General features: G+C 62.6%; 25 protein-coding genes and 1 pseudogene. 14 read left to right on the top strand and 12 right to left on the bottom strand.

The features are described 5' to 3' along the window. Positions 1–115 precede the first annotated feature (115 nt). Complete coding sequence (locus PDO_RS22855; protein WP_007607424.1) at positions 116–997, top strand: 3-hydroxybutyryl-CoA dehydrogenase; 882 nt, start codon at positions 116–118, stop codon at positions 995–997. Between the two features lie 318 nt (positions 998–1,315). On the opposite strand, the gene tlpA is transcribed toward PDO_RS22855, so the two are convergent. Next, positions 1,316–1,978, bottom strand: coding sequence for a thiol:disulfide interchange protein TlpA (gene tlpA, locus PDO_RS22850; RefSeq protein WP_037075191.1), 663 nt, complete (start codon positions 1,976–1,978; stop codon positions 1,316–1,318). Between the two features lie 24 nt (positions 1,979–2,002). Here tlpA and argH point away from each other — a divergent pair. From argH to PDO_RS22830, 4 genes and pseudogenes are all read left to right on the top strand, one after another. Then, positions 2,003–3,407, top strand: a pseudogene (gene argH, locus PDO_RS22845) (argininosuccinate lyase). A gap of 133 nt (positions 3,408–3,540) precedes the next feature. Further along, positions 3,541–3,729 carry an LPS translocon maturation chaperone LptM gene (lptM, locus tag PDO_RS22840; protein ID WP_007607415.1) on the top strand — a complete coding sequence of 63 codons (189 nt, stop codon included), beginning with the start codon at positions 3,541–3,543 and terminating at the stop codon, positions 3,727–3,729. A 13-nt stretch (positions 3,730–3,742) separates the two neighbouring features. Then, complete coding sequence (lysA, locus tag PDO_RS22835) at positions 3,743–5,011, top strand: diaminopimelate decarboxylase (protein ID WP_007607413.1); 1,269 nt, start codon at positions 3,743–3,745, stop codon at positions 5,009–5,011. 213 nt (positions 5,012–5,224) lie between these two features. Next, positions 5,225–7,852 carry a TIGR02302 family protein gene (locus PDO_RS22830; RefSeq protein WP_007607411.1) on the top strand — a complete coding sequence of 876 codons (2,628 nt, stop codon included), beginning with the start codon at positions 5,225–5,227 and terminating at the stop codon, positions 7,850–7,852. Positions 7,853–7,869: 17 nt separating this feature from the next. Here PDO_RS22830 and PDO_RS22825 read toward each other — a convergent pair whose 3' ends face one another. From PDO_RS22825 to PDO_RS22815, 3 genes are all read right to left on the bottom strand, one after another. Then, positions 7,870–8,229 carry a response regulator gene (locus PDO_RS22825; protein ID WP_007607409.1) on the bottom strand — a complete coding sequence of 120 codons (360 nt, stop codon included), beginning with the start codon at positions 8,227–8,229 and terminating at the stop codon, positions 7,870–7,872. 152 nt (positions 8,230–8,381) lie between these two features. Beyond that, on the bottom strand, positions 8,382–8,924 hold the full coding sequence (gene hpt, locus PDO_RS22820) for a hypoxanthine phosphoribosyltransferase (RefSeq protein WP_007607407.1): 543 nt from the start codon (positions 8,922–8,924) through the stop codon (positions 8,382–8,384). Positions 8,925–9,005: 81 nt separating this feature from the next. Continuing rightward, positions 9,006–9,662, bottom strand: a complete 657-nt coding sequence (locus PDO_RS22815) for a hypothetical protein (protein WP_007607405.1) — start codon at positions 9,660–9,662, stop codon at positions 9,006–9,008. Between the two features lie 202 nt (positions 9,663–9,864). On the opposite strand from PDO_RS22815, the gene ftsE reads away from it, so the two are divergent. From ftsE to PDO_RS22795, 4 genes are all read left to right on the top strand, one after another. Continuing rightward, positions 9,865–10,524, top strand: coding sequence for a cell division ATP-binding protein FtsE (ftsE, locus tag PDO_RS22810; protein WP_037075196.1), 660 nt, complete (start codon positions 9,865–9,867; stop codon positions 10,522–10,524). Beyond that, complete coding sequence (locus PDO_RS22805; protein ID WP_007607402.1) at positions 10,517–11,530, top strand: cell division protein FtsX; 1,014 nt, start codon at positions 10,517–10,519, stop codon at positions 11,528–11,530. The genes ftsE and PDO_RS22805 overlap by 8 nt, the downstream gene beginning before the upstream one ends. Before the next feature lie 78 nt (positions 11,531–11,608). Then, positions 11,609–12,334, top strand: coding sequence for a YdcF family protein (locus tag PDO_RS22800; protein ID WP_007607399.1), 726 nt, complete (start codon positions 11,609–11,611; stop codon positions 12,332–12,334). Positions 12,335–12,412: 78 nt separating this feature from the next. After that, positions 12,413–13,195 (top strand): lysophospholipid acyltransferase family protein, encoded by a 783-nt coding sequence (locus tag PDO_RS22795; RefSeq protein WP_007607397.1) that lies wholly within the window; start codon positions 12,413–12,415, stop codon positions 13,193–13,195. A 55-nt stretch (positions 13,196–13,250) separates the two neighbouring features. On the opposite strand, the gene PDO_RS22790 is transcribed toward PDO_RS22795, so the two are convergent. Next, positions 13,251–13,796, bottom strand: coding sequence for a gamma-glutamylcyclotransferase (locus tag PDO_RS22790; RefSeq protein ID WP_007607390.1), 546 nt, complete (start codon positions 13,794–13,796; stop codon positions 13,251–13,253). A 52-nt stretch (positions 13,797–13,848) separates the two neighbouring features. Between PDO_RS22790 and PDO_RS22785 the strand changes: the two genes are divergently transcribed. Further along, the gene (locus tag PDO_RS22785) at positions 13,849–14,862 is read left to right on the top strand and encodes a DUF2125 domain-containing protein (RefSeq protein WP_007607388.1); all 1,014 of its coding nucleotides are present in this window, start codon (positions 13,849–13,851) and stop codon (positions 14,860–14,862) included. 25 nt (positions 14,863–14,887) lie between these two features. Here PDO_RS22785 and PDO_RS22780 read toward each other — a convergent pair whose 3' ends face one another. The 3 genes from PDO_RS22780 to PDO_RS22770 form a co-directional block, all read right to left on the bottom strand. Beyond that, a complete protein-coding gene (locus tag PDO_RS22780; RefSeq protein WP_007607387.1) occupies positions 14,888–15,811 on the bottom strand; it encodes a prephenate/arogenate dehydrogenase family protein in 924 nt (307 codons plus the stop codon). Beyond that, complete coding sequence (hisC, locus tag PDO_RS22775) at positions 15,811–16,917, bottom strand: histidinol-phosphate transaminase (protein ID WP_007607386.1); 1,107 nt, start codon at positions 16,915–16,917, stop codon at positions 15,811–15,813. The genes PDO_RS22780 and hisC overlap by 1 nt, the downstream gene beginning before the upstream one ends. Before the next feature lie 154 nt (positions 16,918–17,071). Beyond that, a complete protein-coding gene (locus tag PDO_RS22770) occupies positions 17,072–17,824 on the bottom strand; it encodes a class I SAM-dependent methyltransferase (protein WP_007607385.1) in 753 nt (250 codons plus the stop codon). 86 nt (positions 17,825–17,910) lie between these two features. Here PDO_RS22770 and gloB point away from each other — a divergent pair, with 86 nt between their 5' ends. Then, positions 17,911–18,681, top strand: coding sequence for a hydroxyacylglutathione hydrolase (gene gloB, locus PDO_RS22765; RefSeq protein ID WP_007607373.1), 771 nt, complete (start codon positions 17,911–17,913; stop codon positions 18,679–18,681). Beyond that, a complete protein-coding gene (locus PDO_RS22760) occupies positions 18,681–19,109 on the top strand; it encodes a cupin domain-containing protein (RefSeq protein WP_007607372.1) in 429 nt (142 codons plus the stop codon). The genes gloB and PDO_RS22760 overlap by 1 nt, the downstream gene beginning before the upstream one ends. Before the next feature lie 4 nt (positions 19,110–19,113). On the opposite strand, the gene PDO_RS22755 is transcribed toward PDO_RS22760, so the two are convergent. From PDO_RS22755 to PDO_RS22745, 3 genes are all read right to left on the bottom strand, one after another. Beyond that, positions 19,114–19,758, bottom strand: a complete 645-nt coding sequence (locus PDO_RS22755; protein WP_007607371.1) for a lysoplasmalogenase family protein — start codon at positions 19,756–19,758, stop codon at positions 19,114–19,116. Between the two features lie 11 nt (positions 19,759–19,769). After that, a complete protein-coding gene (gene yddG / locus PDO_RS22750) occupies positions 19,770–20,648 on the bottom strand; it encodes an aromatic amino acid exporter YddG (protein ID WP_007607370.1) in 879 nt (292 codons plus the stop codon). A 65-nt stretch (positions 20,649–20,713) separates the two neighbouring features. Further along, positions 20,714–21,478 carry a DUF3108 domain-containing protein gene (locus PDO_RS22745; protein WP_007607368.1) on the bottom strand — a complete coding sequence of 255 codons (765 nt, stop codon included), beginning with the start codon at positions 21,476–21,478 and terminating at the stop codon, positions 20,714–20,716. A 238-nt stretch (positions 21,479–21,716) separates the two neighbouring features. Between PDO_RS22745 and rpmB the strand changes: the two genes are divergently transcribed. Further along, positions 21,717–22,007, top strand: coding sequence for a 50S ribosomal protein L28 (gene rpmB / locus PDO_RS22740; RefSeq protein WP_007607364.1), 291 nt, complete (start codon positions 21,717–21,719; stop codon positions 22,005–22,007). A gap of 149 nt (positions 22,008–22,156) precedes the next feature. Beyond that, positions 22,157–22,792 carry a VUT family protein gene (locus PDO_RS22735; RefSeq protein ID WP_007607363.1) on the top strand — a complete coding sequence of 212 codons (636 nt, stop codon included), beginning with the start codon at positions 22,157–22,159 and terminating at the stop codon, positions 22,790–22,792. Positions 22,793–22,829: 37 nt separating this feature from the next. Here PDO_RS22735 and PDO_RS22730 read toward each other — a convergent pair. Further along, the coding region (locus PDO_RS22730; RefSeq protein WP_007607362.1) for an esterase-like activity of phytase family protein at positions 22,830–23,330 on the bottom strand (501 nt) is incomplete at its 5' end.

The following is a 23,330-nucleotide window of genomic DNA, read 5'->3' as shown; positions in this document are numbered from 1 at the left end:
GCAACCGCGAAAGGGCTGGAAAAACACCCGGCATGGGTCTATCAATTGCCGGGCTCGCGAAAGCGGGCCCGGCATTTTTGCGAAGAGAATTGAATTCGATGGGTAGGAGAGCGGGATGACGACGACGATCACCAATGTAGGCGTGGTGGGTGCGGGCCAGATGGGCTGCGGCATCGCCCAGGTTTCGGCCATCGCCGGCTACAAGGTCCAGATCTACGATCTCGCCAAGGAGCGCATCGAGGCTGGCCTTGCCACGATCCACGGCAATCTCGCCCGCCAGGTCGCCAACGGCAAGCTGACCGAAGACGAACGCAAGGCAGCGCTTGCGCTGATCTCCGGCTCGAGCGACATCAACGACATGGCCGCCACCGACCTCGTCATCGAGGCCGCCACCGAAGACGAAACCGTCAAGCGCAAGATCTTTGCCCAGCTCTGCCCGGTCCTGAAGCCGGAAGCGCTGCTGGCCACCAATACCTCGTCGCTGTCGATTACGAGGCTCGCGTCTGCGACCGACCGGCCGGAACGCTTCATGGGCATTCATTTCATGAACCCGGTGCCGGTGATGAAGCTGGTCGAGCTGGTGCGCGGCATCGCCACCGGCGAAAACACCTTCGAGACGGCCAAGACCTTCGTCCGCTCGCTCGACAAGACGATCACGGTCGCCGAAGACTTCCCGGCCTTCATTGTCAACCGCATCCTGCTGCCGATGATCAACGAGGCGATCTATACGCTTTATGAAGGCGTCGGCTCGGTCGAGGCGATCGACACGGCGATGAAGCTCGGCGCCAACCATCCGATGGGCCCGCTGCAGCTGGCCGACTTCATCGGCCTCGACACCTGTTTGTCGATCATGCAGGTGCTGCATGACGGGTTGGCGGATTCGAAATATCGCCCCTGCCCGCTGCTGGTCAAATATGTCGAGGCAGGCTGGCTCGGCCGCAAGTCCGGCCGCGGCTTCTACGACTATCGCGGCGAAGTGCCGGTTCCAACGCGCTGACCTTGCGCGCCTTGCTGATCGAGGCATTGAGGATTATATTGGTGGAGTGAAGGGCGAGCTTTCGCCCGCGCTTCTGTTTTTATCTGAAATTGACCCGCACGATTGCCTGCCAGCTCGTGCGGGTTTTTCGTATAATAAACGTGATGCTAAATGGTTTTGGCCACATAGCTCACCCTCCGATTGCGCGGCGAGGCCATCGCCCTGGTCGGAGTGGCCTATCCTCTCCGATGCGTCTGACAGAACGCGTCTGCTTTCGCCGCACAACCAGGGAGAGAATAACGCAAAGCCTGCCATCGTCCAGAGGCAGGCTTTTTGCGATCAGGCGCCGGCCGCAGCCGCGATCAGTGCCTTGGCATCCGGGCCGTCCCAGGCGGCCGGGCCGTTCATGGCACCCAGCAGGCAGCCCTTGCCATCGATCAGAAGTGTCGCCGGCAGACCGAAGGCGAGGCCCTGCTTCTTCAGGCTGTTGAACACGCCCATGCTGGCATCGCGGTAAAGCCCGAGCGCATCGACGCCGGTTTCCTCGAGAAAGCTCTTCGGCTTTTCCGCGTCGCCATTGTCGATATTGATCGCCAGGACCTGGAAAGTCTCGCCACCGACCGCTTTCTGCAGGTTGTTGAGCGCCGGCATTTCCTCCCGGCATGGCACGCACCACGTCGCCCAGAGATTGAGCAGCACGGTCTTGCCGGCAAAATCGGCCGTGGTCATCGCCGTGTCGGCCGCATCGCTAAACGACAGGCCTTCGATCAGTTTCGGCGCATCGACCGGAACCATCGCCGCCACATCACCGGTCAGATACGGCTTGAGGGCAGCCGCGCGGGCGACGGAACCCTCGCATTGTCCGGCAGCCGCGGTCTCCGCGCCATTGCCAGACACCGTCTGCTTCACGTATACCGCTGCCGCGCCGGCGATTACGCCGGCAATCGCCGCAATCGCAACCAGCTTGACGGGGAAGAGGCCGGACGGTCTTTTTTCAGTCATGTCATTCTCCAGGATAGGCATTTCATGGCCGAGGACATCAAGGACACCAAATCCTCCAACCAGATGTGGGGCGGTCGCTTCGCCTCCGGCCCGGCAGCCATCATGGAGGAGATAAATGCCTCGATCGGTTTCGACAAGAAGCTTTACGCCCAGGACATCCGCGGCTCTATAGCGCATGCGACCATGCTGGCGCATCAAGGCATTATCGGCACCGAAGACAAAGACAAGATCGTTCACGGCCTGAACACGATCCTGTCAGAGATCGAGGCTGGCCAGTTCGTCTTTTCGCGCAAGCTCGAAGACATTCATATGAACATCGAGGCGCGGCTTGCCGACCTGATCGGCCCGGCCGCCGGCCGCCTGCACACGGCCCGCTCGCGTAACGACCAGGTGGCGCTCGACTTCCGCCTCTGGGTCAAGGAAGAGCTGCAGAAGACCGAACAGGCCTTGAGCGGCCTGATCGCTGCCTTCCTCGACCGCGCCGAAGAACATGCCGACACGGTGATGCCCGGCTTCACCCATCTCCAGACCGCCCAGCCGGTGACCTTCGGCCATCACTGCATGGCCTATGTCGAGATGTTCGGCCGCGACCGTCAGCGCGTGCGCCATGCGATCGAACATCTGGACGAGAGCCCGATCGGCGCGGCAGCCCTTGCCGGTACCGGCTATCCGATCGATCGCCACATGACGGCCAAGGCGCTCGGCTTCCGTGAGCCAACCCGCAATTCGATCGACACCGTGTCGGACCGCGACTTCGCGCTGGAATTCCTGTCGATCGCCTCGATTGCCGCTGTGCATCTGTCGCGTCTCGCCGAAGAGATCGTCATCTGGTCGACGCCGCAATTCGGCTTCATCCGCCTGTCGGATGCATTCTCTACCGGCTCCTCGATCATGCCGCAGAAGAAGAACCCGGATGCGGCCGAACTGGTGCGCGCCAAGACCGGCCGCATCAACGGCTCGCTGATTGCACTGCTGACCGTGATGGAAGGGCCTGCCGCTCGCCTATTCCAAGGACATGCAGGAAGACAAGGAACAGGTCTTCGACGCGGCCGAGAGCCTGGAACTGGCGATCGCTGCCATGACCGGCATGGTTCGCGACATGACCATCCGCACCGACCGCATGAAGGCAGCCGCCGGTTCCGGTTACTCAACCGCCACCGATCTCGCCGACTGGCTGGTGCGGGAAGCTGGCCTTCCCTTCCGCGACGCCCACCATGTCACCGGCCGCGCCGTGGCGCTGGCCGAGAGCAAGAGCTGCGATCTGGCCGAACTGCCTCTGGAAGACTTGCAGGACATCCATGCCGCGATCACAGCTGATGTCTTCAACGTGCTGACGGTCGAAGCCTCGGTTGCCAGCCGCAAGAGCTTCGGCGGCACAGCACCTTCGGAAGTCAGGAAGCAGATCGCCTGGTGGCGCGGCAGAAACTGATTCGGCAGCCGACAACCGGGCGGATCAGGCAACCGATCACGCAGGCGTCAGGTATTCATCACGAGAATCAGGGTGCACAAGCGCCCTGTTTTTCGCTAGAGCCTTTGGACAACACAATTCGATGGATTGGATCATGGTGAAAACGCTCAACCGCCCGACGATCGCCGTATCTCTGCTTCTGGCTGCAACGCTTGCGCTTTCCGGCTGCGGCCGCAAGGGCGACCTCGATCCGCCGAGCACGCCGGTCGACCAGCAGAACAAGCGCGACTCGAAACCGCAAGCGACACCCGACACGCCTTTCCTCCTCGATCCGCTCCTTTGACAGGTCTTTCCCGGTGAACCATTTTGACTATCGCGACGGCGTCCTCTATGCCGAGGATGTGGCCATCCCAGAGATCGCCCGCGCCGTCGGCACGCCTTTCTATTGTTACTCGACCGCCACGCTGGAACGCCATTACAAGGTCTTTTCCAAGGCCTTCGACGGCGTCGATGCGCTGGTCTGCTATGCGATGAAGGCCAATTCCAACCAGGCCGTGCTGAAGACGCTGGGTCGCCTCGGCGCCGGTGTCGACGTGGTCTCGGAAGGCGAATTGCGCCGTGCGCTCGCCGCCGGCATCCCGGCATCGCGCATCATGTTCTCCGGCGTCGGCAAGACGCCGAGCGAGATGGATCTTGGCCTCGAAGCTGGCATCTACTGCTTTAACGTCGAGAGCGAGCCGGAACTGGAGATCCTCAACCAGCGCGCTCTCAAGGCCGGCAAAAAGGCGCATGTCTCGTTCCGCATCAATCCGGATGTCGACGCCAAGACCCATGCCAAGATCTCGACCGGCAAGAAGGAAAACAAGTTCGGCATTTCCTATGATCGCGCCCGCGCCGTCTATGCCCGTGCCGCCACGCTCGAAGGCATCCAGGTCAGCGGCATCGACATGCATATCGGCAGCCAGATCACCGAGCTGCAGCCGTTCGAGGAAGCCTTCCGCCTGCTGCGCGAACTGGTCGAGACCCTGCGCACCGACGGCCACGCGATCGACCATGTCGATGTCGGTGGCGGCCTCGGCATTCCCTACAAGGACGACAACAACCCGCCGCCCGAACCGGACGCCTATGCGCGGATCGTCAAGGACCAACTGGCCAGCCTGAACTGCAAGATCGTCACCGAGCCCGGCCGCCTGCTTGTCGGCAATGCCGGCATTCTGGTCACCGAGGTGATCTATGTGAAGGACGGCGGCAACAAGACGTTTGTCATCGTCGATGCGGCGATGAACGACCTGATCCGCCCGACGCTCTACGAGGCATATCACGAAATCCGCCCGGTGATCCTGTCGGCTGCCAGCGCGCCGCGCATTCGCGCCGACGTCGTCGGCCCCGTCTGCGAGACCGGCGACTATCTGGCGCTTGATCGCGAAATGTCGATGCCGAAGCCCGGCGACCTGATCTCGGTCGGCTCGGCCGGTGCCTATGGTGCAGTCCAGGCCGGCACCTACAACACCCGGCGGCTGATCCCGGAGGTGCTGGTCAAGGGCAGCGAATTCCACGTGATTCGGAAGCGCCCGAGCTATGAAGAGCTGATCGGGCTCGATTCTGTTCCCGACTGGCTCGACTGAGCAGAGCGCTTCTGGAACCCTTCTGGAACTCTTTTCTGGCGGGGGCGCCTGACGGCTCGGCGTTCACATTTCAGCGATATGGCGGGAAAAACCACCGGCTTTCCCGCCTCGCCCTCGTCTTCGCCACAAAGCCTGCTATCTTTGAGACTTGAGGTTGTCATGCGACGGCCTGAGGTCGTCATGCGGCGGCCTGTGCACTCGGAGACCTGACGGATGCCGCAATCCCGCCCGGCCGGCCAACGGAAAGGCGCCTTCAAGACAGATCCTGCTCTGGCGCGCCGGGTTGGTTTCAAGCGTCTGCTGGCACGGCTGGTGCTGTTTGCGGAACGCCTCCTGCCGCTGTTTCTCCCGGTTGCCGGCATCGCCGCCCTGTTCGTTTCGCTTGCCTGGTTCGGCGTCTATCGCGAACTGCCTGAATATCTGCGCCTCCCGCTGGTCTTTGTCCTGATCTTCGCGCTTGTCGCGTCGCTGTTGCCCTTCCTGCGATTGAAACTGCCAACGACCGGCGAAGCCGACCGGCTGCTGGAAGAGCGCAACGGCCTGCCGCACCAGCCGGTCGCGGTACAGGACGACGAACCCGCCTTCGAGACGCCGTTTGCCCGGGCGCTCTGGCAGGAACACCAGCGGCGCATGGCCGAGCGCATTGCAGCCCTCGATACCGGCCTGCCGCAGCCGGATATCGCCCGCTTCGACCGATATGCCCTGCGGGCAATCCCGGCTTTGCTGTTTGTGACAGCGCTTGCCTATTCCGGCTCGAACGGCGCCGGCACGATCGCAGATGCCTTCCGCCAGCATGTCGCCGAAAGCCAGACGCCGGACATGCGTATCGATGCCTGGATTACGCCGCCAGCCTATACCGGCCAAGCCCCCGTCTTCCTGTCCGGCCTCGGCACGCAGGACGAAAACGGCGTCAGTGTGCCGCAGCATTCGAAGATCACCGTGCGCATCAGCGGCGGGGCTGCCGACGAGAAGGTCTTCTATCGCAAGGCAGCCGATGGCGCGGTGATCGAGGTCGCGGCCAAGGAAGAGGCTGTGGTGGGCGCGACGCCTGGTGGGCAAGCGTCGAGCAACCTGCCTCCGGCACCCGCTGCACCGCTTGCCGCCCGCACCCACGAACTGGAGCTGGCAGATGCTGGCCAGTTGCGCGTTGGCCAGCGCCAGTGGACCATTCAGGTGACACCGGACAAGGCACCTGAGATCGCCTTCGACGGCACGCCGCGCCGCGCCATCAACGGCGCCCTGGAAATCGCCTTCACCGCCAAGGACGATTATGGCCTGCAGAAGGCCCATGCGGAGATCGTGCCGCTGGAAACCAAGTCCGGTGCCACGCCGCTTTATCCGCAGCCGGATTACAAGCTTGACCTGCCGCGCCACAATGCCCGCGAAACAAAGGGCGTCGCCAGCCGCAACATCACAGAGCATCCCCTGGCGGGCGCCAAAGTGTCGATCACGCTGGTCGCCACCGATGGCGCAGGACAGGTCGGCCGCAGCCCGCCGGTGGAAATGATCCTGCCGTCGCGAAACTTCTCGGAGAAGCTTGCCGCAGCCGTCGCCGAACAGCGGCAGGTCTTTTCGCTCGACACCCGCGCCATGCCGCGGGCCATCGCGCTGAACGAAGCGATCACCCTTCGCGCCGACGAAACCATCCCCAATCTCACCCATTTCCTGCTGATCGAATCGGCCCGTGCCCGCATGCAGCAGGCCAAGGGCACCGAGGCGTTGCAGGAGACGGCGGACTATCTGTGGGAGATCGCGCTCGGCATCGAGGACGGCGACCTGTCGCTGGCCGAAAAGCGGCTGCGCGATGCGCAGAAGAACCTGGCCGACGCACTGGATCGCGATGCCCCTGACGAGGAAATCAAGAAGCTGATGGACGAGCTTCGTGCCGCCATGCAGGAGTTCATGACCGCCATGGCCGAACGCATGCAAAACCAGAATGGCGAGCAGCAGAGCGCCCAGAACACCGTGCGTCCGCAGGATCTCGACAACCTGCTCGACCAGCTGGAAAACCTCGCCCGTTCGGGCAACAAGGACGAGGCGCGCCAGCTGCTCAACGAGCTGAGCCGGATGATGAACAACATGCAGGCCGGACGCCCGCAGCGCGGCGGCGAGCAGCAGAACAGCGAGGCGCGCAAGCAGATCGACAAGCTCGGCGAGATCATGCAGCAGCAGCAGCGGCTGATGGACGAGACCTTCAAACTCGATCAGGCCCTGAGGGACCGCATGCAGCGCGGCGACCCGGGCGAAGGCGAAGAGGGCGAAAACGGCGAACCGCAGCAGGAGCCGCAGGCCCAGGGCGAACAGGGCCAGCAGGGCGGGCAGGACACCGACCAGATGACCGCCGAACAGCTGCGCGAGGCGCTGAAGAACCTGCGCGAGCAGCAGGAAGGCCTCGGCAAGCAGCTCGGCGAATTGCAGGAAGGCCTGAAAGGCCTCGGCCTCGATCCCGGTGAAGGTTTTGGCCAGGCGCAGGGTGAAATGAAGGGTGCCGGCGAAGCGCTTGGCAAGAGCCAGGGCGACCGCGCGGTGGAAGGCCAGGGCCGCGCGCTGGAAGCGCTGCGCCAGGGCGCGCGCGACATGATGGGCCAGATGATGCAGGCCATGCAAGGCCAGCAGGGCCAAGGCCAGCAGATGGGTCAGGGCAACCAGAACGGCCGTGATCCGCTCGGCCGGCCGCGCGCCACGTCAGGCCCGGATTTCGGCGAAAGGGTCAAGGTGCCGGACGAGATCGACGTGCAGCGCGCCCGCGAAATTCTCGAAGCCATCCGCGAAAAGCTTGGCCAGAATTCCAGTCCCGAGCTGGAGCGGCGTTATCTCGAGCGCTTGCTCGAGATCCAGTAGGATTTCGAAAGAGGTGCTCAGCCCGCCAGAGCGCTGGCAACGGCCGCCCGGATATCGGTGAGCGCGAAGGGCTTGGGCACCACATCGATGATCTTCGAGGCTAGGTCGTCGGCGCGTTCGCGCTGTTCGGCATAGCCGGTCATCAAAAGGATCTTCAGGTCGGGGAAATGGGACGAGGCCCGGTGGGCAAGCTCGATGCCGTCCATAACCGGCATGCGGATATCCGACAGCAGCAGGTCGAATGGTTCTTCGCAAAGCAAAGCGAGACCTTCTTCGCCATCGGCGGCTTCGCTGGTTTCGTGACCATCGAGGCGCAGGGCGCGGGCAACGAAGGTACGCAGCGTATCTTCGTCTTCGGTGATCAAGATTCTCGCCATGATTGCATTCAACTCCCGCGATCCGTTTCCGTGCCCGTCAGGGCAAATCAACAGAGTTTCCTTGTCGAGAGGTAAACGCGGGACACCCGGTCCCGCGCCATGGTTAACAAGCGGTCAGTGAAGGACGGCCAGATGTCGCGAAACGAAACGCCTCAGGCGTCGCCGGTCACCACGCCGACATAGGGCAGTTCGCGGAAAGCATAGGCGACGTCCATGCCGTAGCCGACGACGAAATAATCGGGGCATTCGAAGCCGACGAAATCAGCCTCAAACACTTCTTTCCGCTTCACTTTCTTGTCGAGAAGCACGGCGATCGTGACATTGGCGGCGCCGCGCTCGTACATCAGTTCCTTGGCGAACAGCAGCGTGCGGCCGGACTCGAGAATGTCGTCGATGAGCAGCACATTGCGGCCCTTCACGTCGCTGTCGATGTCCTTGATGATCCTGACACCCTGCGACACCGTGCCTGTGCCATAGCTGGACAGAGTGATGAATTCGACTTCCGGCGCAAGCCCGACATCATGCAACGCCCGAATGAGATCGGCGGCAAAGATGAACGAGCCCTTGAGCACCGAAATCACCAGAAGATCGTCGCAGGGACCCTTCATGATATCGGCGGCTAGCTCGTGATTGCGCTCGGCGATCTGCGCGGCGGTGAACAGGGGTTCGATATTCTTGCCGCGGACGACGGGCATGGACTTCTCCTTGATGATCGGCCGGTTTCGGCCTTCAGCCCGGCAGCCTGAGACCGCCGGAAAGGCAAGCCCTTAGCACAGTCAGGAAGGCGAGACACCCGGATCCTCGAAGGAAAGCCGCAGTTCCGGCGTTTTTCCACCAGGATGCTGGAGCCGGGCTGCAACGCCGCGACTGTGGCCGCCATCGAGATCGGCAACCGGTGCATCGATATAGGTGCTGGCGACGATCTGGCCGCCGATCAGCAGATCAGCCCTGAGTTTCGGCAGGCTGACGGTATCGTCCGACCGGTTTTCGACAATGGCATTGAGCAGCAGGACCTGCATGCCGTCCTTGTGTTGCGGCGTCAGGCTGACATGGGTGATGTCGAGCGGGTTGGCCACGGCGTCGGTAGAACCGGTGCCTGAATAAAGCTGTCCCGCGATGCCGAAGATGCTGGCAAAGCAGCCGGCGACCAGAAGGGCGAAGCTGACATCGGACAACCGCTGCAGATGATGCTCGGCGCTGCGCAGCACCGTCTTCAGGCCGGCGAGGACATCCGGGGCAACAGGAGCGCTCGCCGCTGAAGCCGCCTGGAATTTGGCTCTCTGCGGTGGATCGCGCACCACGACGAAATGGGCATCGACGACCTCATGGGTCGTCTGGAAATGCTGGCGCTCGATGCGGCGGCGCGCCCGGTCTGGCGGCAGCAGATCCTGGTCCGGGGCTGCTGCCTGCTTTTGGAAACGGAAGGCGTTCATCTCAGCCGTACCTTTCGCACAGCCAATTCCGGATACCCGAAACTCGGCAGTTGAAACGAATCCACTCCAGACGTAAATTCAAATGGTTAATGCTTCGAAAATATCGGCCATCCGGCTGCCGTTTTGCGGGCATGTTTACCGGCCGTTGACGATCTTCGTTTACGAGCCCCAGACCTCGGACACGTCAGACTGGGCCCAGCCGTTGATCCACTTTGAAAATGTCGGCCTTCGGTATGGAATGGGACCGGAGATCCTCCGCGACCTGACCTTCGACATTCCCAAGAGCTCCTTCCAGTTCCTGACCGGCCCGTCCGGTGCGGGCAAGACGACATTGCTGCGCCTGCTGTTCATGTCGCTGCAGCCGACACGCGGCATCATCCAAAGCTTCGGCCGCGACATCACCCGCATTCCCCGCAGTGAACTGCCGATGCTGCGCCGCCGCGTCGGCATCGTCTTCCAGGATTTCCGCCTGCTCGACCATTTGACCACCTACGAAAACGTCGCGCTGCCGCTGCGCGTGCGCGGCAAGGAGGAAGGCAGCTACCGGCGCGACGTCATCGAACTGCTGAAATGGGTCGGCCTCGGCGAGCGCATCAACGTGCTGCCGGCCGTGCTGTCGGGCGGCGAGAAACAGCGCGTCGCCATCGCCCGTGCGCTGATCGACCGGCCGGAAATCCTGCTGGCCGACGAACCGACCGGCAATGTCGATCCGCCAATGGCCCGCCGCCTGCTCAGCCTGTTTCTCGAACTCAACCGGCTGGGCACGGCCGTCGTCATCGCCACCCACGATCTGGCCCTGATGGACCAGGTCGATGCGCGCCGCATGATCCTCACCGACGGGCGGCTCGACATCTATGAGTGAGACAGGAACCAACACCCCGCAGCAGCCGGACAAGGCACAGAAGCGCCGGGTCGAAATGACCGTCAGGCCGACCGGGCCGATCCTGCCGCCCTCCAACATCCAGGGCAATGCGCTGATGGTGGTGATTGCCATCATGGCCTTTCTGGCCTGCCTGACGCTGGGTGCCGTGTCGATGGTCCGGGCAACGGCGGCCGGCTGGCAGAGCCAGATTTCCCGGGAGGTCACCATCCAGATCAAGCCGGAGGACGGGCTCGACATGGGGGCTGCCCTGGTCAAGGCGCGCGATCTTGCGCTGACCTTCGTCGGCACGCGCGACGGCCGGATCATGGATGATGATGCAACGGCCCGCCTGCTCGAGCCCTGGCTCGGCACCGGACTTAATCTCGAAGACCTGCCGGTACCGCGCCTGATCGTCATCACCATCGACGAAAGCAACCCGCCCGATTTCGCCTCGATGCGCGACCTGCTGAAGGTCGAAGTGCCGCAGGCCTTTCTCGACGATCACCGCACCTGGGTCGACCGCCTCGTGCAGATGGCACGCACCACCGTGCTGATCGGTTCCGGCGTGCTGATCCTGGTGTTTACCGCCATGGTGCTGACGGTGGTCTTTGCCACCCGCGGCGCGCTATCGGGCAATCGCCACATTATCGAGGTGCTGCATTTCGTCGGCGCCGAGAGCACCTTCGTCGCCCAGGAATTCCAGAAGCACTTCCTCAAGATCAGCCTGAAGGGTGCGGCCGCCGGCGGCCTGCTCGCGGCCGGCCTGTTTGCCGCCGCCAATTTCTGGCAGACCCGGTCGATGGCCACGCCGGAAAGCGATCAGGCAACGGCGCTGTTCGGCACCTTCACCATCGGCTGGACCGGCTATCTCGGGATCTTTGCCACGATGATCGTGATTGCGCTGCTGACCACCATCACGGCGCGCCTGACCGTCATGCGCACCATCTACGAGATCGACCTAATTCGCTCGGATCCGGCGCGTACCGATGGACTTATGGACGATTAATCGTCAAGGAAGCGTGTTGACTTGCCTTAAAGCCGCCTGTTCCGTGTGGAAAATCCACGCTATTCACGGACAATGAGCATGGACCGGATGACCCGAAACCAACCGTCTCAAGGGGGCCGGCCCGACACGTCGGGCCGCAGCCTGTTTGCGCGCCGTGGTCTCCTGCGCCGGTTCCTGCGCTATAGCGGATTGCTCGTCCTGCTGTGTGTAGCCCTGCTCGTCGCCGGCTTCCTGCATTTTGCCGACAGCGTGACCACGCTGCGCCCGCCGGAAAACGTCAAGGCCGACGCGATCGTGGTTCTGACCGGCGGCTACCAGCGCATCGACCAGGCCATCGACCTTCTGAAACGCGGCTATGGCGGCCGCCTGCTGATTTCGGGCGTCAATCCCTCGACCACCGCCGGCCAGATCCGCCGCGCCACACGCACGTCACCCGAACTGTTCGCCTGCTGCGTCGATATCGGCTACGCCGCGATCGACACGATCGGCAATGCCAACGAGACCGCAAACTGGATCCGCGATCGCGGCTACAAGTCCGTCCTGGTGGTCACCAGCAACTATCACATGGCCCGCAGCCTGATGGAGCTGCGCCGGTCGGACAAGGTCACCGAGTTCATCGGCTATCCCGTGGTCAATGCCGACTTGAAGACCCGCGCCTGGTACCGAGAGCCGGACGCGCTGCGAACCATGCTGGCCGAATATGCCAAGAGCGTCATTGCCTATGCCCGCGGCATCATCGGCTGGAGCGTCGGTCCCGGCTTGCGTTCGTCGGGCGAAATTGCCGACCCGGCCGACGAGAGCTGAGCAATTCCCGGCCGACCGGCTTTTGCTCGGCCGCGTTTTACGATAGGGACGTTTTCGCCTGTCCACGGAAATGTCCTGATGATCACCCTGCGTTCCATCCTGTTCAATACGGCCTTCTACACCAACATGATCCTTCGCATGATCCTGTTGTCGCCTTTCTATTTTCTCGCGCCGCGCAAGACGGCGTTCGGCGTGCCGAAGGGCTGGGCGCGTTCCTCGCATTGGCTGATGAAGACGATCGTCGGCACGACCTTCACCCTCGAGGGGCTCGAGAATATTCCCAAGGGCGGCTATATCCTGGCCCCCAAGCACCAGTCTTTCTGGGACACGTTTGCCCTGCTGCCCTGGCTCGACGATCCGGTCTATATCCTCAAGCGCGAACTGATGTGGATCCCGGTCTTCGGCTGGTATGTCGCCAAGCAACGCATGATCCCGGTCAACCGCGGCGCCAAGGGCAAGGTGATGGCGGAAGTGATCGAGCGCACCAAGGCCGAGATGCGCAACGGCCGCCAGCTGATCATCTATCCGGAAGGCACCCGCCGGCCGCCGGGCGCGACGCCCGAATACAAATACGGCATTGCCCGCCTCTACCGCGATCTCGGCGTTCCCGTCGTGCCGGTCGCCATGCATCCCGGCCTGTTCTGGCCACGCCGCAAGTTCCAGCGCTATCCCGGCCATTTCAAGGTACGCATCCTGCCGGCGATCGAGCCGGGCCTCGATCCGGACGTGTTTTTCGACACGCTGATGGCACGCCTCGAGGCGGCCAGCGACGAGTTGCTGATCGAGACTGCACGCGACAATCCGCATGTGCCGCTGCCGCCGACGGCGGTAAAGCGGCTGGCAGAACTGCAGGCAGGCTGAAACGCCGGAAGAAACAGGTACGGGCTGCCTGCCAATCCGCCTGTCAGTTCGCCTGTCAGTTCGCCTGCAAATCCGGTTGACCGATCGCCGCGATTGCCGCGACGACGCCTTCCAGCCAGTGGTCGCGGATCCCCATTTCACGCAGATGGGCAGCCGTATTGGCCACATAGGTCGGGTTCGGACCCGACTGGCCAACCGCGCCGGCAACGATTTGTGCCGCCTCTTCGACCGTGACGGCCCCGCCATATTGCGGATGTGCCCGGTCGACCACATAGGTCAGGCCGGTCACCTGGCGTCCGTCATCGAAACGCAGCCGGACGCTGCGTTCGAGATAGACATTGGTGACAAGTTCGCGTTCGCGCAGATAGGCCAGCGTGTCAGGCCACAGGGTCGGATCGACACGAAAGGCGATGCCGCGGCACGAGCCGCCACGATCGAGGCCCAGCACCAGGCCGGGGCGCGCCTCGGTCCCGCGATGCACCCAGGAGCGCACGCAGAGCGACCGCCGATAGCCGGTCAGGCGGGCCTGAACCCGCTCCTCGAAGGCAAAGCCCGGGTTCCACATCAAGGATCCGTAGCCAAAGACCCAAAATTCGTCCATATCGCAGGCCAATCCACTCACTCAGGATTTGATCGTCAATCAGGAGCACCCCATGGCAACGCCATCCACAGCGCCCGCAAGCGCCACAAGCCGCAAGGTGTTTCGTCTGGGCGTTTTTATCGTCCTGTTCATCGCTGTCTATAGTGTCGCCTGGTATTTTGCCGCCGAATATCTGCGCCGGCAGATCGTCGCCTTCTTCGAGGGCGGCAATCCGGCCGCCATCACGGCCAATTGCGAGCAGCCGAGCATCGGCGGCTATCCTTTCCGCTTCAGGCTGAATTGCGACCGGCTGTCGCTCGACGACAACTATCAGGGCATTTCCGCCTCGTTCGGCGCCGTGCGGGCCGCAGCCCAGATCTATGCGCCCGGCCATGTCGTCTGGGAACTGGATGGGCCGGCCGAAATCCGCTCGGCGCTCGGCTTCAACTCGACGATCGAATGGGAAGACCTGCGGTCGAGCTTCAACGCGACGCTGTCCGGCCTGCAGCGCAGCTCGCTCGAAATCCGCAACCTGAAGGCACAGCTGATTTCGACCGTCAGCCCCCTCAAGCTTGAACTGACCGCGCCGCATGCGGAAAGCCATATCAGGGGCAACGGTGGCGATCTCGACTACGCAGCCCTGGTGCGCGACGCGGTGCTGGCAATCGGTGGCAATCCCGTCGCCCTGCCGCCGGCCTCGGCCAGCATCGACGTGACATTTGCCGACCGCGGCGGCCTGCTGCAGCCGGCACTGGCGCATAGCCAGAGGCTTTATGGCACCAAGGGCGAGATCCGCCGGCTTGTGACGGATCTGGGCGAAGGCCGTCTGCTGACCCTGAGCGGTCCGTTTTCGGTCGGCGAAGACGGCCTGATTTCCGGTGAGATCCGCGCCGAGATCGAAGGGATCAGGGCGTGGAACGATGCGCTCGGCGTCGCCTATCCGCAGATGAAGGACACGTTCGACGACGTGGCCAAGGTGCTCGCGGTCGTCTCTTTCGGCCAGGACAGGGGCTCTGCCGAAATCACCATCCGCGACGGCGTCGCATCGCTCGGCTTCATTCCGCTCGGCACGATACCGCCGCTCTGAGACAGGGGCGGCGGAACGTAAAGCTCTACTTGTCGAGCGAATGACGGCCGAAGTCCGGCACGTCGACATCCTGGCCGGCCTCGATGATCGAGCGGCGCACGGCGCGGGTGCGGGTGAACAACTCGATCAGCTTGTCGCCCTCGCCCCAGCGGATCGCCCGCTGCAGATAGGCGAGATCCTCGGAAAAGCGCGCCAGCATTTCCAGGATCGCATCCTTGTTGTGCAGGCAAACGTCGCGCCACATGGTCGGGTCGGAGGCGGCAAGGCGGGTGAAATCGCGGAAACCGGAAGCCGAATATTTGATCACTTCGGACTCGGTCACGGCTTCCAGATCATCCGCCGTGCCGACGATATTGTAGGCGATGATATGCGGCAGATGCGAGACGATCGCCAGAACCTTGTCGTGATGCTGCGGATCCATTTCGTCGATACGCGAGCCGAGCGCCTGCCAGAAGCCGCCAAGACGCGCCAGCGCATCCGCATCGGTATCCGGCAGCGGCGTGAAGATGCACCAGCGGCCCTTGAACAGGCCGGCAAAGCCTGCATCCGGGCCGGACTTTTCCGTACCCGCCAGCGGATGACCCGGAATGAAATGTACGCCTTCCGGCATGTGCGGCGCCATCTGCGCGATCACCGACGCCTTCGTCGAACCGACATCGGTGACGATCGCGCCGGGTTTCAGGCTGGACGCGATCTGTTGTGCCACCGCCCCCGATGCGCCGACCGGCACCGAGACGATGACCAGGTCGGCGTCCCTTGCCGCATCTGCCGCCGACGTGGTGTAGGCGGTTCCCAGATCGAGTTCCTCCGCCCGCTTCAGGGTTTCGGCGCTGCGTGTCGAGATCACGACCTCGCGCGCCAGCCCCAGTTTCTGGATGTCGCGTGCGATCGACGAACCGATAAGGCCGATACCGATCAGGGCAATGCGATTGAACAGGATTTCAGACATCACGTGCGTTCCATGAATTCTGTGAGGGCGGCAATCACGCCGGTATTGGCTTCTTCGCTACCGATCGTCATGCGAAGTGCATTGGGAAAGCCGTAGGCGCGCACCGCACGCAGGATGAAGCCACGACTGGTGAGGAAGTCATCCGCATCGGTGGCGCACTTTCCGTCACCGTCGGGGAAGTGGATCAGGATGAAATTGGTGACCGAGGGCGTGACCTGGAGACCAAGCGCGGTCAGCGCTTCCGACACCCGGGCGAGCCAGACCTGATTGTGCTCGACGGCATTGGCCACATGCGCCTGGTCGCGCATGGCGGCGGCACCGGCAAAAAGCGCCGGCGTGTTGATATTGAACGGTCCGCGCACGCGGTTCATCGCGTCGATGATCTCTGCTGGACCGTAAATCCAGCCTATCCTGAGCGCCGCGAGCCCGTAGACCTTGGCGAAGGTCCGGGTCATGACGACATTGCGATTGGCCGAGACGAGCTCGATGCCGGCTTCGTAGTCATTGCGGCGGACATATTCGGCATAGGCCGCGTCGAGCACCAGGATGACATGCGCCGGAAGCGCCGCATGCAGGCGCTTGATATCGGCATAGGGCACATAGGTCCCGGTCGGATTGCCGGGATTGGTGAGGAAAACGATCTTGGTGCGCTCGGTCACGGCGGCAAGGATCGCCTCGACATCGACCCGCCGATCACTCTCCTCGACCGTGACGGGCGTGCCGCCGGCGGCGAGGATCTGGATCCGGTAGAGCAGGAAGCCGTGTTCGGTGATGATGCACTCGTCTCCCGGGCCGAGGTAGGTATTGGCGAGCAGGCCCAGCAATTCGCCCGAACCGTTACCGCAAAGGATATTGGCTGGGTTTAGTCCATGCACCTCGGCAATCGCGTCCCGGAGCACCCGCGCCTGACCGTCGGGATAGATTTCGAGCTTCTCTGCGGCCGTGCGAAAGGCATCGATAGCTTGGCGGCTCGGACCGAGCGGCGTTTCATTGGACGACAGCTTGAAGACGCGCGCGACGCCACCCGCATGTTCCTTGCCGGGCACATAGGCGGCGATATCCAGGATCCCCGGCCGGGGCATCGGCTTCGTCATGGCGACACTCATGCGACTGCTCTCTGTCGTGAAATTGGTGCGGTATCGGCACCCTTGATAAGCGCATGCAATAAAATGGAAATCATCGATTGTCGAGGCTCGCCGGCACGGTGCCGGATTGCGCCGGATTGCGCCGGGCGGCAAGACAGAAGCCCGCCGGCAATCCTCATCCGTGGTCGCCGGCGGTCCGCGTGGTCGGAACGCCATGCGGCGCAAGCACCGGCGCAAAGACGCGCCGGGAGGCGCGGGCTGCGACCGGCAGGCCCTGGTAGAGCCGTTTCTGCGCCTCGACGACGATGACGCCGGAAAACGCCGGCCACAGCAGGCCACCGAGTTTTTCGAAACCGCTGCGCAGGCGCAGAACGGCGCGGATCTTCGATGGCGGAAAGAACAGCGCTTCCGCGCTGGCGCCGGGGGTGAAATTCGTCTCGCGCAGCAAGGCCGTCAGCTGCCCGCGCGAATAGGGCCGGCCGGATCCGAACGGCGTATGCTCCATGCGCGCCCAGACGCCGCGGCGATTGGGCACAACGATGACCAGCCGGCCGCCGGGCGCCAGCACCCGCCAGATTTCCTTCAGCGTCTCACGCGGGTTTTCGGCAAATTCCAGTGAATGCACCATCAGCACCCGGTCGACCGAGGAATCCGGCAGCGGCAATTCTTCCTCGAAGACCAGCGCCGTGGCCGAGGGCTCGCCGACCGGCCAGTTCACCGCCCCCTGCCCGGCCGGCATGAAGGCGAGGGTTCGTTCGGTATCGGCGCGGAACCGATCGAGGAACGGCGTGCAATAGCCAAGCCCCACCAGTCGCTCTTGCGGCAGTCGCGCCCAGAGCGACGAAAGCGCCAGAGCGATCGACTGTTCGGCCACGCGGCCAAGCATGGTGTAGTAGAACTGGCGAAGGTCAACGATATCGACATGCATGACGCCATTGTTAGCAGCCAGCGATTGGACTTCAAGAGTTTACAAGCTACATTCGCGCCAACAACGTGGGAACGGATGGCTGGACAATGAAATCCCTTGAAATCGATGTGTTTCTCTGCCGCAGCGACAATTTTGGCGTGCTGCTGCATTGCCCGGATTCAGGCCTTACGGCTTGCATCGACGCGCCCGAACTCGAACCGATCCTGGCAGCCGCAAAGCGCCGCGACTGGACGATCACCCATATCTTCACCACCCACCATCACAGCGACCATGTGGAAGCCAATCTGGCCCTGAAGGAGCAGTTCGACTGCGAGATCATCGGCCCGCGCAACGAGGCCGTGGCCATCCCCGGCATTGACCGCACCGTCGGCGACGGCGACGAGTTCACCTTCGGCAAGCATCTGGTCCGGGTGATCGAGACCCCTGGCCATACGGCGGGCCATGTCTGCTACCACCTGCCGGAAGACAAGCTCCTGTTTTCGGCCGACACGCTGTTTGCGCTCGGATGCGGCCGCCTGTTCGAACGCTCGGCAATCGACATGTGGCATTCGCTGCAGAAGCTGGCCGAATTGCCCGACGAAACAATCGTCTACTTCGGCCATGAATATACCCTGTCGAACGCCCGGTTTGCCCTCACCATCGATCCGGACAACAGCCGGCTGAAATCGCGCGCCCAGGATATCGAGATCATGCGCGCGCGCGGCGATTTCACCGTGCCGACGACGATCGCGCTGGAGAAGGAAACCAATCCCTTCCTGCGCGCCAACGATCCGGATATCCGCCGGACGCTTCGCATGCCGACCGAAAGCGATGAGGATGTCTTTGCCGAGATCCGCAAGCGCAAGGACAATTTCTGATGACGGCCGCCGAAATCATCGAAACCTTGGGCATGGAGCGCCATCCCGAGGGCGGCTGGTATGTGCAGACCTTCAAGGATGGCAATGGCGGCGCGCGCGGCCATTCGACCGCGATCTACTATCTGCTCGAGGCCGGAGAGCGCTCCCATTGGCACCGGGTCCGGGATGCAGCCGAGGTCTGGCACTATTATGCCGGGGCGCCGCTGGCGCTGAGTTGGTCCAGCGACGGGCGCACGGTCGAGACGATCATTCTCGGCACCGATATCCTCGAGGGCGAGCGCCCGCAGGCGGTCATTGCCGCCAATCAATGGCAGGCAGCCGAAAGCCTCGGCGCCTTTACGCTGGTCGGCTGCACCGTGGCCCCAGGTTTCGACTTTTCCGCGTTCGAGATGGCACCATCCGGCTGGGAACCGGGCAAGGGCGAATAAACAATCAGGCAGCCGACAACGTGACGGTCAGGATCACCTGTGCCGCGTAATAGGTTGCCCAGACGAGATAGGCCGCCGGACCGTCATAATGGTGATCCGGACCCCACCGGAAACGGCGCAACGCAAGCAGCGTATCCGACAGGATAAAGATACCTGTGCCGACGGCAACCCAGGGGTTGGCGATCCTGAGCGCCATCCAGCCGACCAAAAGAAAAACCGCCACATAGGCGAGGATTGCCAGCAAAAGCCGGCCGGCCTGACGCCGAATCAGGCAGACGATGATCAGGGTATGAACGAGCAGCAGCAGGCCCGCGACCGTGCGCCAGCCTTCGGCAAACACGAAACCCGATATACCGAGTGGCGCCATGACGGCAGCATAGACGAGATGCGACAGGAGAAAGGCGATGAGCCCGCCGACAAAGGCGCGGGCTCCGTCAAAGGCAAGGAAGCCGTCGCCAGCCGCGCCCAACATGAGGGCCAGGACCAACAGCGTTGGCGCCCCCACAAGCAGTGCGTAAAGCGCAAGCAGAACGACAGGCAGGGTTTTCCACACGGCCCGCAACGCAGTCTTCGGTCGCGGCAGGATCCAGAAATATCCAATGCCCAGCGCGACCGAGAGCATCAGAACCCCGGCCGCTGGCGTTGCCATGCTGTCTCCGTTCAGGATTGGACCTTGCTTCGTTTGAAGACCATATCGCGCGCCGCCAGCATCGCGCCACCGGTGATCAGCACGCAGGCCAGACCAATTCTGACACTAACCTCGCCAAAACCAAAAATGATCAGGATCAGGGTCGAGAGCAGGGGCGCAGCATAGCTTGAAGCGCCGAGGATCTGGATGTCGCCATTCTTGACGCCGTAATCCCAGACATAGAAGGCAGCACCGACCGGCAGCAGTCCCAGCCCGACGACGGCTGCCCATTGCATCCAGTCGACCGGCCAGACGGTGGTCTCCAGCCCGAGATGGCACACAAGCGACAGCAGCGAGGTGGCGAGGCAGAAACCGGTGACGACATCGGTGGACACAGCCTCGAAATGCCTGCTGAGCAGCGAATAGCCGGCCCAGGTAAACGCGCAGAGGAAGGCGGCGAAATAACCGAGCGTATAGGCCGGATCGAAGGCGACGCCATTCTTCGCCACGATCAGGATCGTGCCGGCAAGCCCAGCCAGCGCGCCGACAATATGATGCCAGCCGAGCCGCTCGCCCGGCAGAAGCGCCGAGCCGACGACGATCAGCAGTGGCCAGAGATAGGCGATCAGGCCGGCCTCGACCGCCGGTGCATTCCGGAGTGCGGTGAAATAGAGAAAATGATAGCCGAACAGCCCGCCGACGCCGATCAGCCAGACCTTGGCCGGCTGGCGCAATGCCTTCAGGCGCTCGGGCCTTGCCGCAAAGATCGCCAGTCCCGGCAGGCTGCCGATGGCAAAGGTGATGGCCGAAAGCTGGAACGGCGGCATCGTGCCGGAGGCGGCGGTCATCAGCGCCAGGAAGGACCACATCAAGATTGCGGTAAAGCCGATCAGCGTCGCCTTGGTCTTCATTCATCCCTCATAAAGGCCCCGCGCGGGCCCGTTGCAGGCCCAGACGGGATGAAAACCCGCGCCTGCTAGCCGTCGAATTTTTGCGCCGAGACGTAGATCGTCCCATAGCGTGTCGGCACGCGCGCATAGACCGGAGCATATAGCTTGAGGGTTGCGGTCTTGGCAAACCAGATCTCCATGCCCTCGACCGAGCGCAGGTATTCGATATCCTTGCGGCCTTTGCGATAGCCGGACTTCGGCACGTATTTGACCCCGCAGACCACGGCCTCGCCCTTCAGCTTGCCGGCGGAGTAACCTTCCGTCCGCTTTGGCGACAGCACCAAGTCCATCCGGCTTTCGCCATCATAGACGGCCAGCGTCTGCGAACAGACATCGGCGTCTCCCGGGATGAGGAAGGCGCCGATCGGATCGAGCACGGCATTCAGATCGCCGTCAGCGATCGGCACCCATGTGTCCGGCCGGGGCTTCGGCTTCGGTTCGACCACGGTTTCCACCACGCTGCCGGCCCGATATTTCACATCATAGGTGCTGGTCTTGCGACCATCCTTGTATTCGAGCTGATATCGGTCGGGCTGGAAGCGCTGACCGTCGACCTGGCCGGAAACGCTGCTTTTGGCGGAGATTTCCTTGACGATATCGACCAACCCGGACGAACGGAAATGCCCGCCGATCGTGTAGCGCCCGCCATCCACTTCCGTCTCGAAGGACAAACGGGCAATCGGCAGCACGCCCAGCGAAACGCTGTATTCCGTATTGTAGCGCACCTCCGCGGCATCGGCAGAGCCGAGGGAGGACAGAACAAGACCAATAACCAGACTGGTAGCACGCAATGATCGACCCTCAGGGAATGGGGCCGAAAATCCGGCGACCCGATTTCGGCATCTTACCGTGGACTATGGCAATAAAATAACGCAATGACGCTGCTGGAGCCGGAAAATCCAAGGTTTGGCTTGACGCGCAGGTTCTGCCTGACTATAGAACCGCAACTTTCCAATCAAGCGCTGTTGGATTGCCTGCCCGGCATTTGGCCGGAAGCGATGCGATGGCCTAGAAAATAATAGGTGTACCATGTCCCGCAGTTGCGAATTGACCGGCAAGGGCGTCCAGTCGGGCAACAATGTTAGCCACGCGAACAACAAGACCAAGCGTCGGTTCCTGCCGAACCTGTGCGACGTCACGTTGATTTCAGATGCTCTCAACCAGCGTTACCGTCTGCGCGTTTCGGCTGCAGCACTGCGCACGGTCGAGCATCGTGGTGGCCTCGACGCGTTCCTGATCAAGGCCTCTGAAACCGAACTGAGCATGCGCGCTCGTCTGCTGCGTCGCCAGATCGTCAAGAAGACCGCTGCAGCCGCTTAATTTCAAGCGCTGACGTAGGCTTTAAAGGCTTGGCCGGACATCCGGACAAGCCTTTTCGTTTGACGTGAATCCGGCGGATGCCATCGGCTTCACCAACGACGCTAAACATCATTGTCCCTCCAACTGGTGGCATCACCCAGGATAAAAAAATGCTGAAGACGCGCTATTTCCTTCTCTACAGCCTGCTCATGACGGCAATTGTCGTCGCCTCCAACTTCCTCGTGCAGTTCCCTCTGGGCGGCACGCTGGCAGGCATCAATCTCGCCGACCTTCTGACGTTTGGCGCTTTTACCTATCCGGTTTCCTTCCTGATCACCGACCTGACCAACCGTCAGTTTGGCCCGGGCACCGCACGCAAGGTCGTTTTTGTCGGCTTTATCGTCGGCGTCGCCCTGTCAATCGCTCTCGCCAGCCCGCGGATCGCGATTGCCTCCGGCTCCGCCTTCCTCGTCGGCCAGCTTCTCGACATCTCGGTGTTCAACCGCCTGCGTCAGCTGTCCTGGTGGAAGGCTCCGCTGATGGGTTCGCTGATCGGCTCGGTTCTCGACACAGTGATCTTCTTCTCGCTGTCGTTCGCCCCTGTCTTCAGCTTCATCGGCCCGAATGACGACTTTGCCATCGCCTCGGCACCGATCTTCGGCGTGCTGGCCGTGGAAGCCCCGCGCTGGATCTCCTGGGCACTTGGTGACTTTGCCGTGAAGATGCTGGTCGGCATCGTCATGCTGCTGCCCTACGGCGCCCTGATGAGCGTTGTCAGGCCCATGCCGGCTCGCACGGCTGCCTGATACTGGGAATAACGGATCAAGACCGCCTGGACACCGCTCAGGGCTCCAGGCGGAACTCCAGCATCACTGTGCGCTGCAGGATGGAATGATTGTCGTCCGAGACGACGATCAGGTGCATGGAACCATCGTCCGCCACGACGACATCAATGCCTTCCATATTGTCGATCTCGGATGCGTTGTCGGCTTCGAAGATGACCGGGCCATCGACGATCGCACCAGGCCGGATCGAGGCGCCATCGATGCGGCGCAGCCGCATGGCAACCCCGCTGGCAATCGAGAAACGGCGCTCCAGCAGGACAAGCTCGCCAGATGGCAGGAAGACACCATCGGTGATCTCGAAGCCGTCATGTGGACGGACGCGAAATTCCCCGGCAAGCGGCCCATTCAGGATGCCGGCAAAATTGTTGCCGTCTTCATCGACACTCTTTTCCGAGATCGCCACGACCCCACCGGCGAGCAGGGCATCCGCCGGCGAGACCACCAGCGCCTCTATGCCGCCATTGCCGCGCAGGCGTGAAGTGGGAAACGGCAGGGCTAG

The sequence above is a fragment of the Rhizobium sp. PDO1-076 genome (assembly GCF_000247475.1).
Taxonomy (GTDB): domain Bacteria; phylum Pseudomonadota; class Alphaproteobacteria; order Rhizobiales; family Rhizobiaceae; genus Allorhizobium.
This window is presented reverse-complemented; position numbering and strand designations above follow the sequence as displayed.

Coding starts and splice junctions, on each gene's coding strand:
- PDO_RS22855 (WP_007607424.1), top strand. CDS start 116: ATGACGACGACGATCACCAATGTAGGCGTGGTGGGTGCGGGCCAGATG.
- tlpA (WP_037075191.1), bottom strand. CDS start 1,978: ATGACTGAAAAAAGACCGTCCGGCCTCTTCCCCGTCAAGCTGGTTGCG.
- lptM (WP_007607415.1), top strand. CDS start 3,541: ATGGTGAAAACGCTCAACCGCCCGACGATCGCCGTATCTCTGCTTCTG.
- PDO_RS22830 (WP_007607411.1), top strand. CDS start 5,225: ATGCCGCAATCCCGCCCGGCCGGCCAACGGAAAGGCGCCTTCAAGACA.
- PDO_RS22825 (WP_007607409.1), bottom strand. CDS start 8,229: ATGGCGAGAATCTTGATCACCGAAGACGAAGATACGCTGCGTACCTTC.
- hpt (WP_007607407.1), bottom strand. CDS start 8,924: ATGCCCGTCGTCCGCGGCAAGAATATCGAACCCCTGTTCACCGCCGCG.
- PDO_RS22815 (WP_007607405.1), bottom strand. CDS start 9,662: ATGAACGCCTTCCGTTTCCAAAAGCAGGCAGCAGCCCCGGACCAGGAT.
- PDO_RS22805 (WP_007607402.1), top strand. CDS start 10,517: ATGAGTGAGACAGGAACCAACACCCCGCAGCAGCCGGACAAGGCACAG.
- PDO_RS22800 (WP_007607399.1), top strand. CDS start 11,609: ATGGACCGGATGACCCGAAACCAACCGTCTCAAGGGGGCCGGCCCGAC.
- PDO_RS22795 (WP_007607397.1), top strand. CDS start 12,413: ATGATCACCCTGCGTTCCATCCTGTTCAATACGGCCTTCTACACCAAC.
- PDO_RS22790 (WP_007607390.1), bottom strand. CDS start 13,796: ATGGACGAATTTTGGGTCTTTGGCTACGGATCCTTGATGTGGAACCCG.
- PDO_RS22785 (WP_007607388.1), top strand. CDS start 13,849: ATGGCAACGCCATCCACAGCGCCCGCAAGCGCCACAAGCCGCAAGGTG.
- PDO_RS22780 (WP_007607387.1), bottom strand. CDS start 15,811: ATGTCTGAAATCCTGTTCAATCGCATTGCCCTGATCGGTATCGGCCTT.
- hisC (WP_007607386.1), bottom strand. CDS start 16,917: ATGAGTGTCGCCATGACGAAGCCGATGCCCCGGCCGGGGATCCTGGAT.
- PDO_RS22770 (WP_007607385.1), bottom strand. CDS start 17,824: ATGCATGTCGATATCGTTGACCTTCGCCAGTTCTACTACACCATGCTT.
- gloB (WP_007607373.1), top strand. CDS start 17,911: ATGAAATCCCTTGAAATCGATGTGTTTCTCTGCCGCAGCGACAATTTT.
- PDO_RS22760 (WP_007607372.1), top strand. CDS start 18,681: ATGACGGCCGCCGAAATCATCGAAACCTTGGGCATGGAGCGCCATCCC.
- PDO_RS22755 (WP_007607371.1), bottom strand. CDS start 19,758: ATGGCAACGCCAGCGGCCGGGGTTCTGATGCTCTCGGTCGCGCTGGGC.
- yddG (WP_007607370.1), bottom strand. CDS start 20,648: ATGAAGACCAAGGCGACGCTGATCGGCTTTACCGCAATCTTGATGTGG.
- rpmB (WP_007607364.1), top strand. CDS start 21,717: ATGTCCCGCAGTTGCGAATTGACCGGCAAGGGCGTCCAGTCGGGCAAC.
- PDO_RS22735 (WP_007607363.1), top strand. CDS start 22,157: ATGCTGAAGACGCGCTATTTCCTTCTCTACAGCCTGCTCATGACGGCA.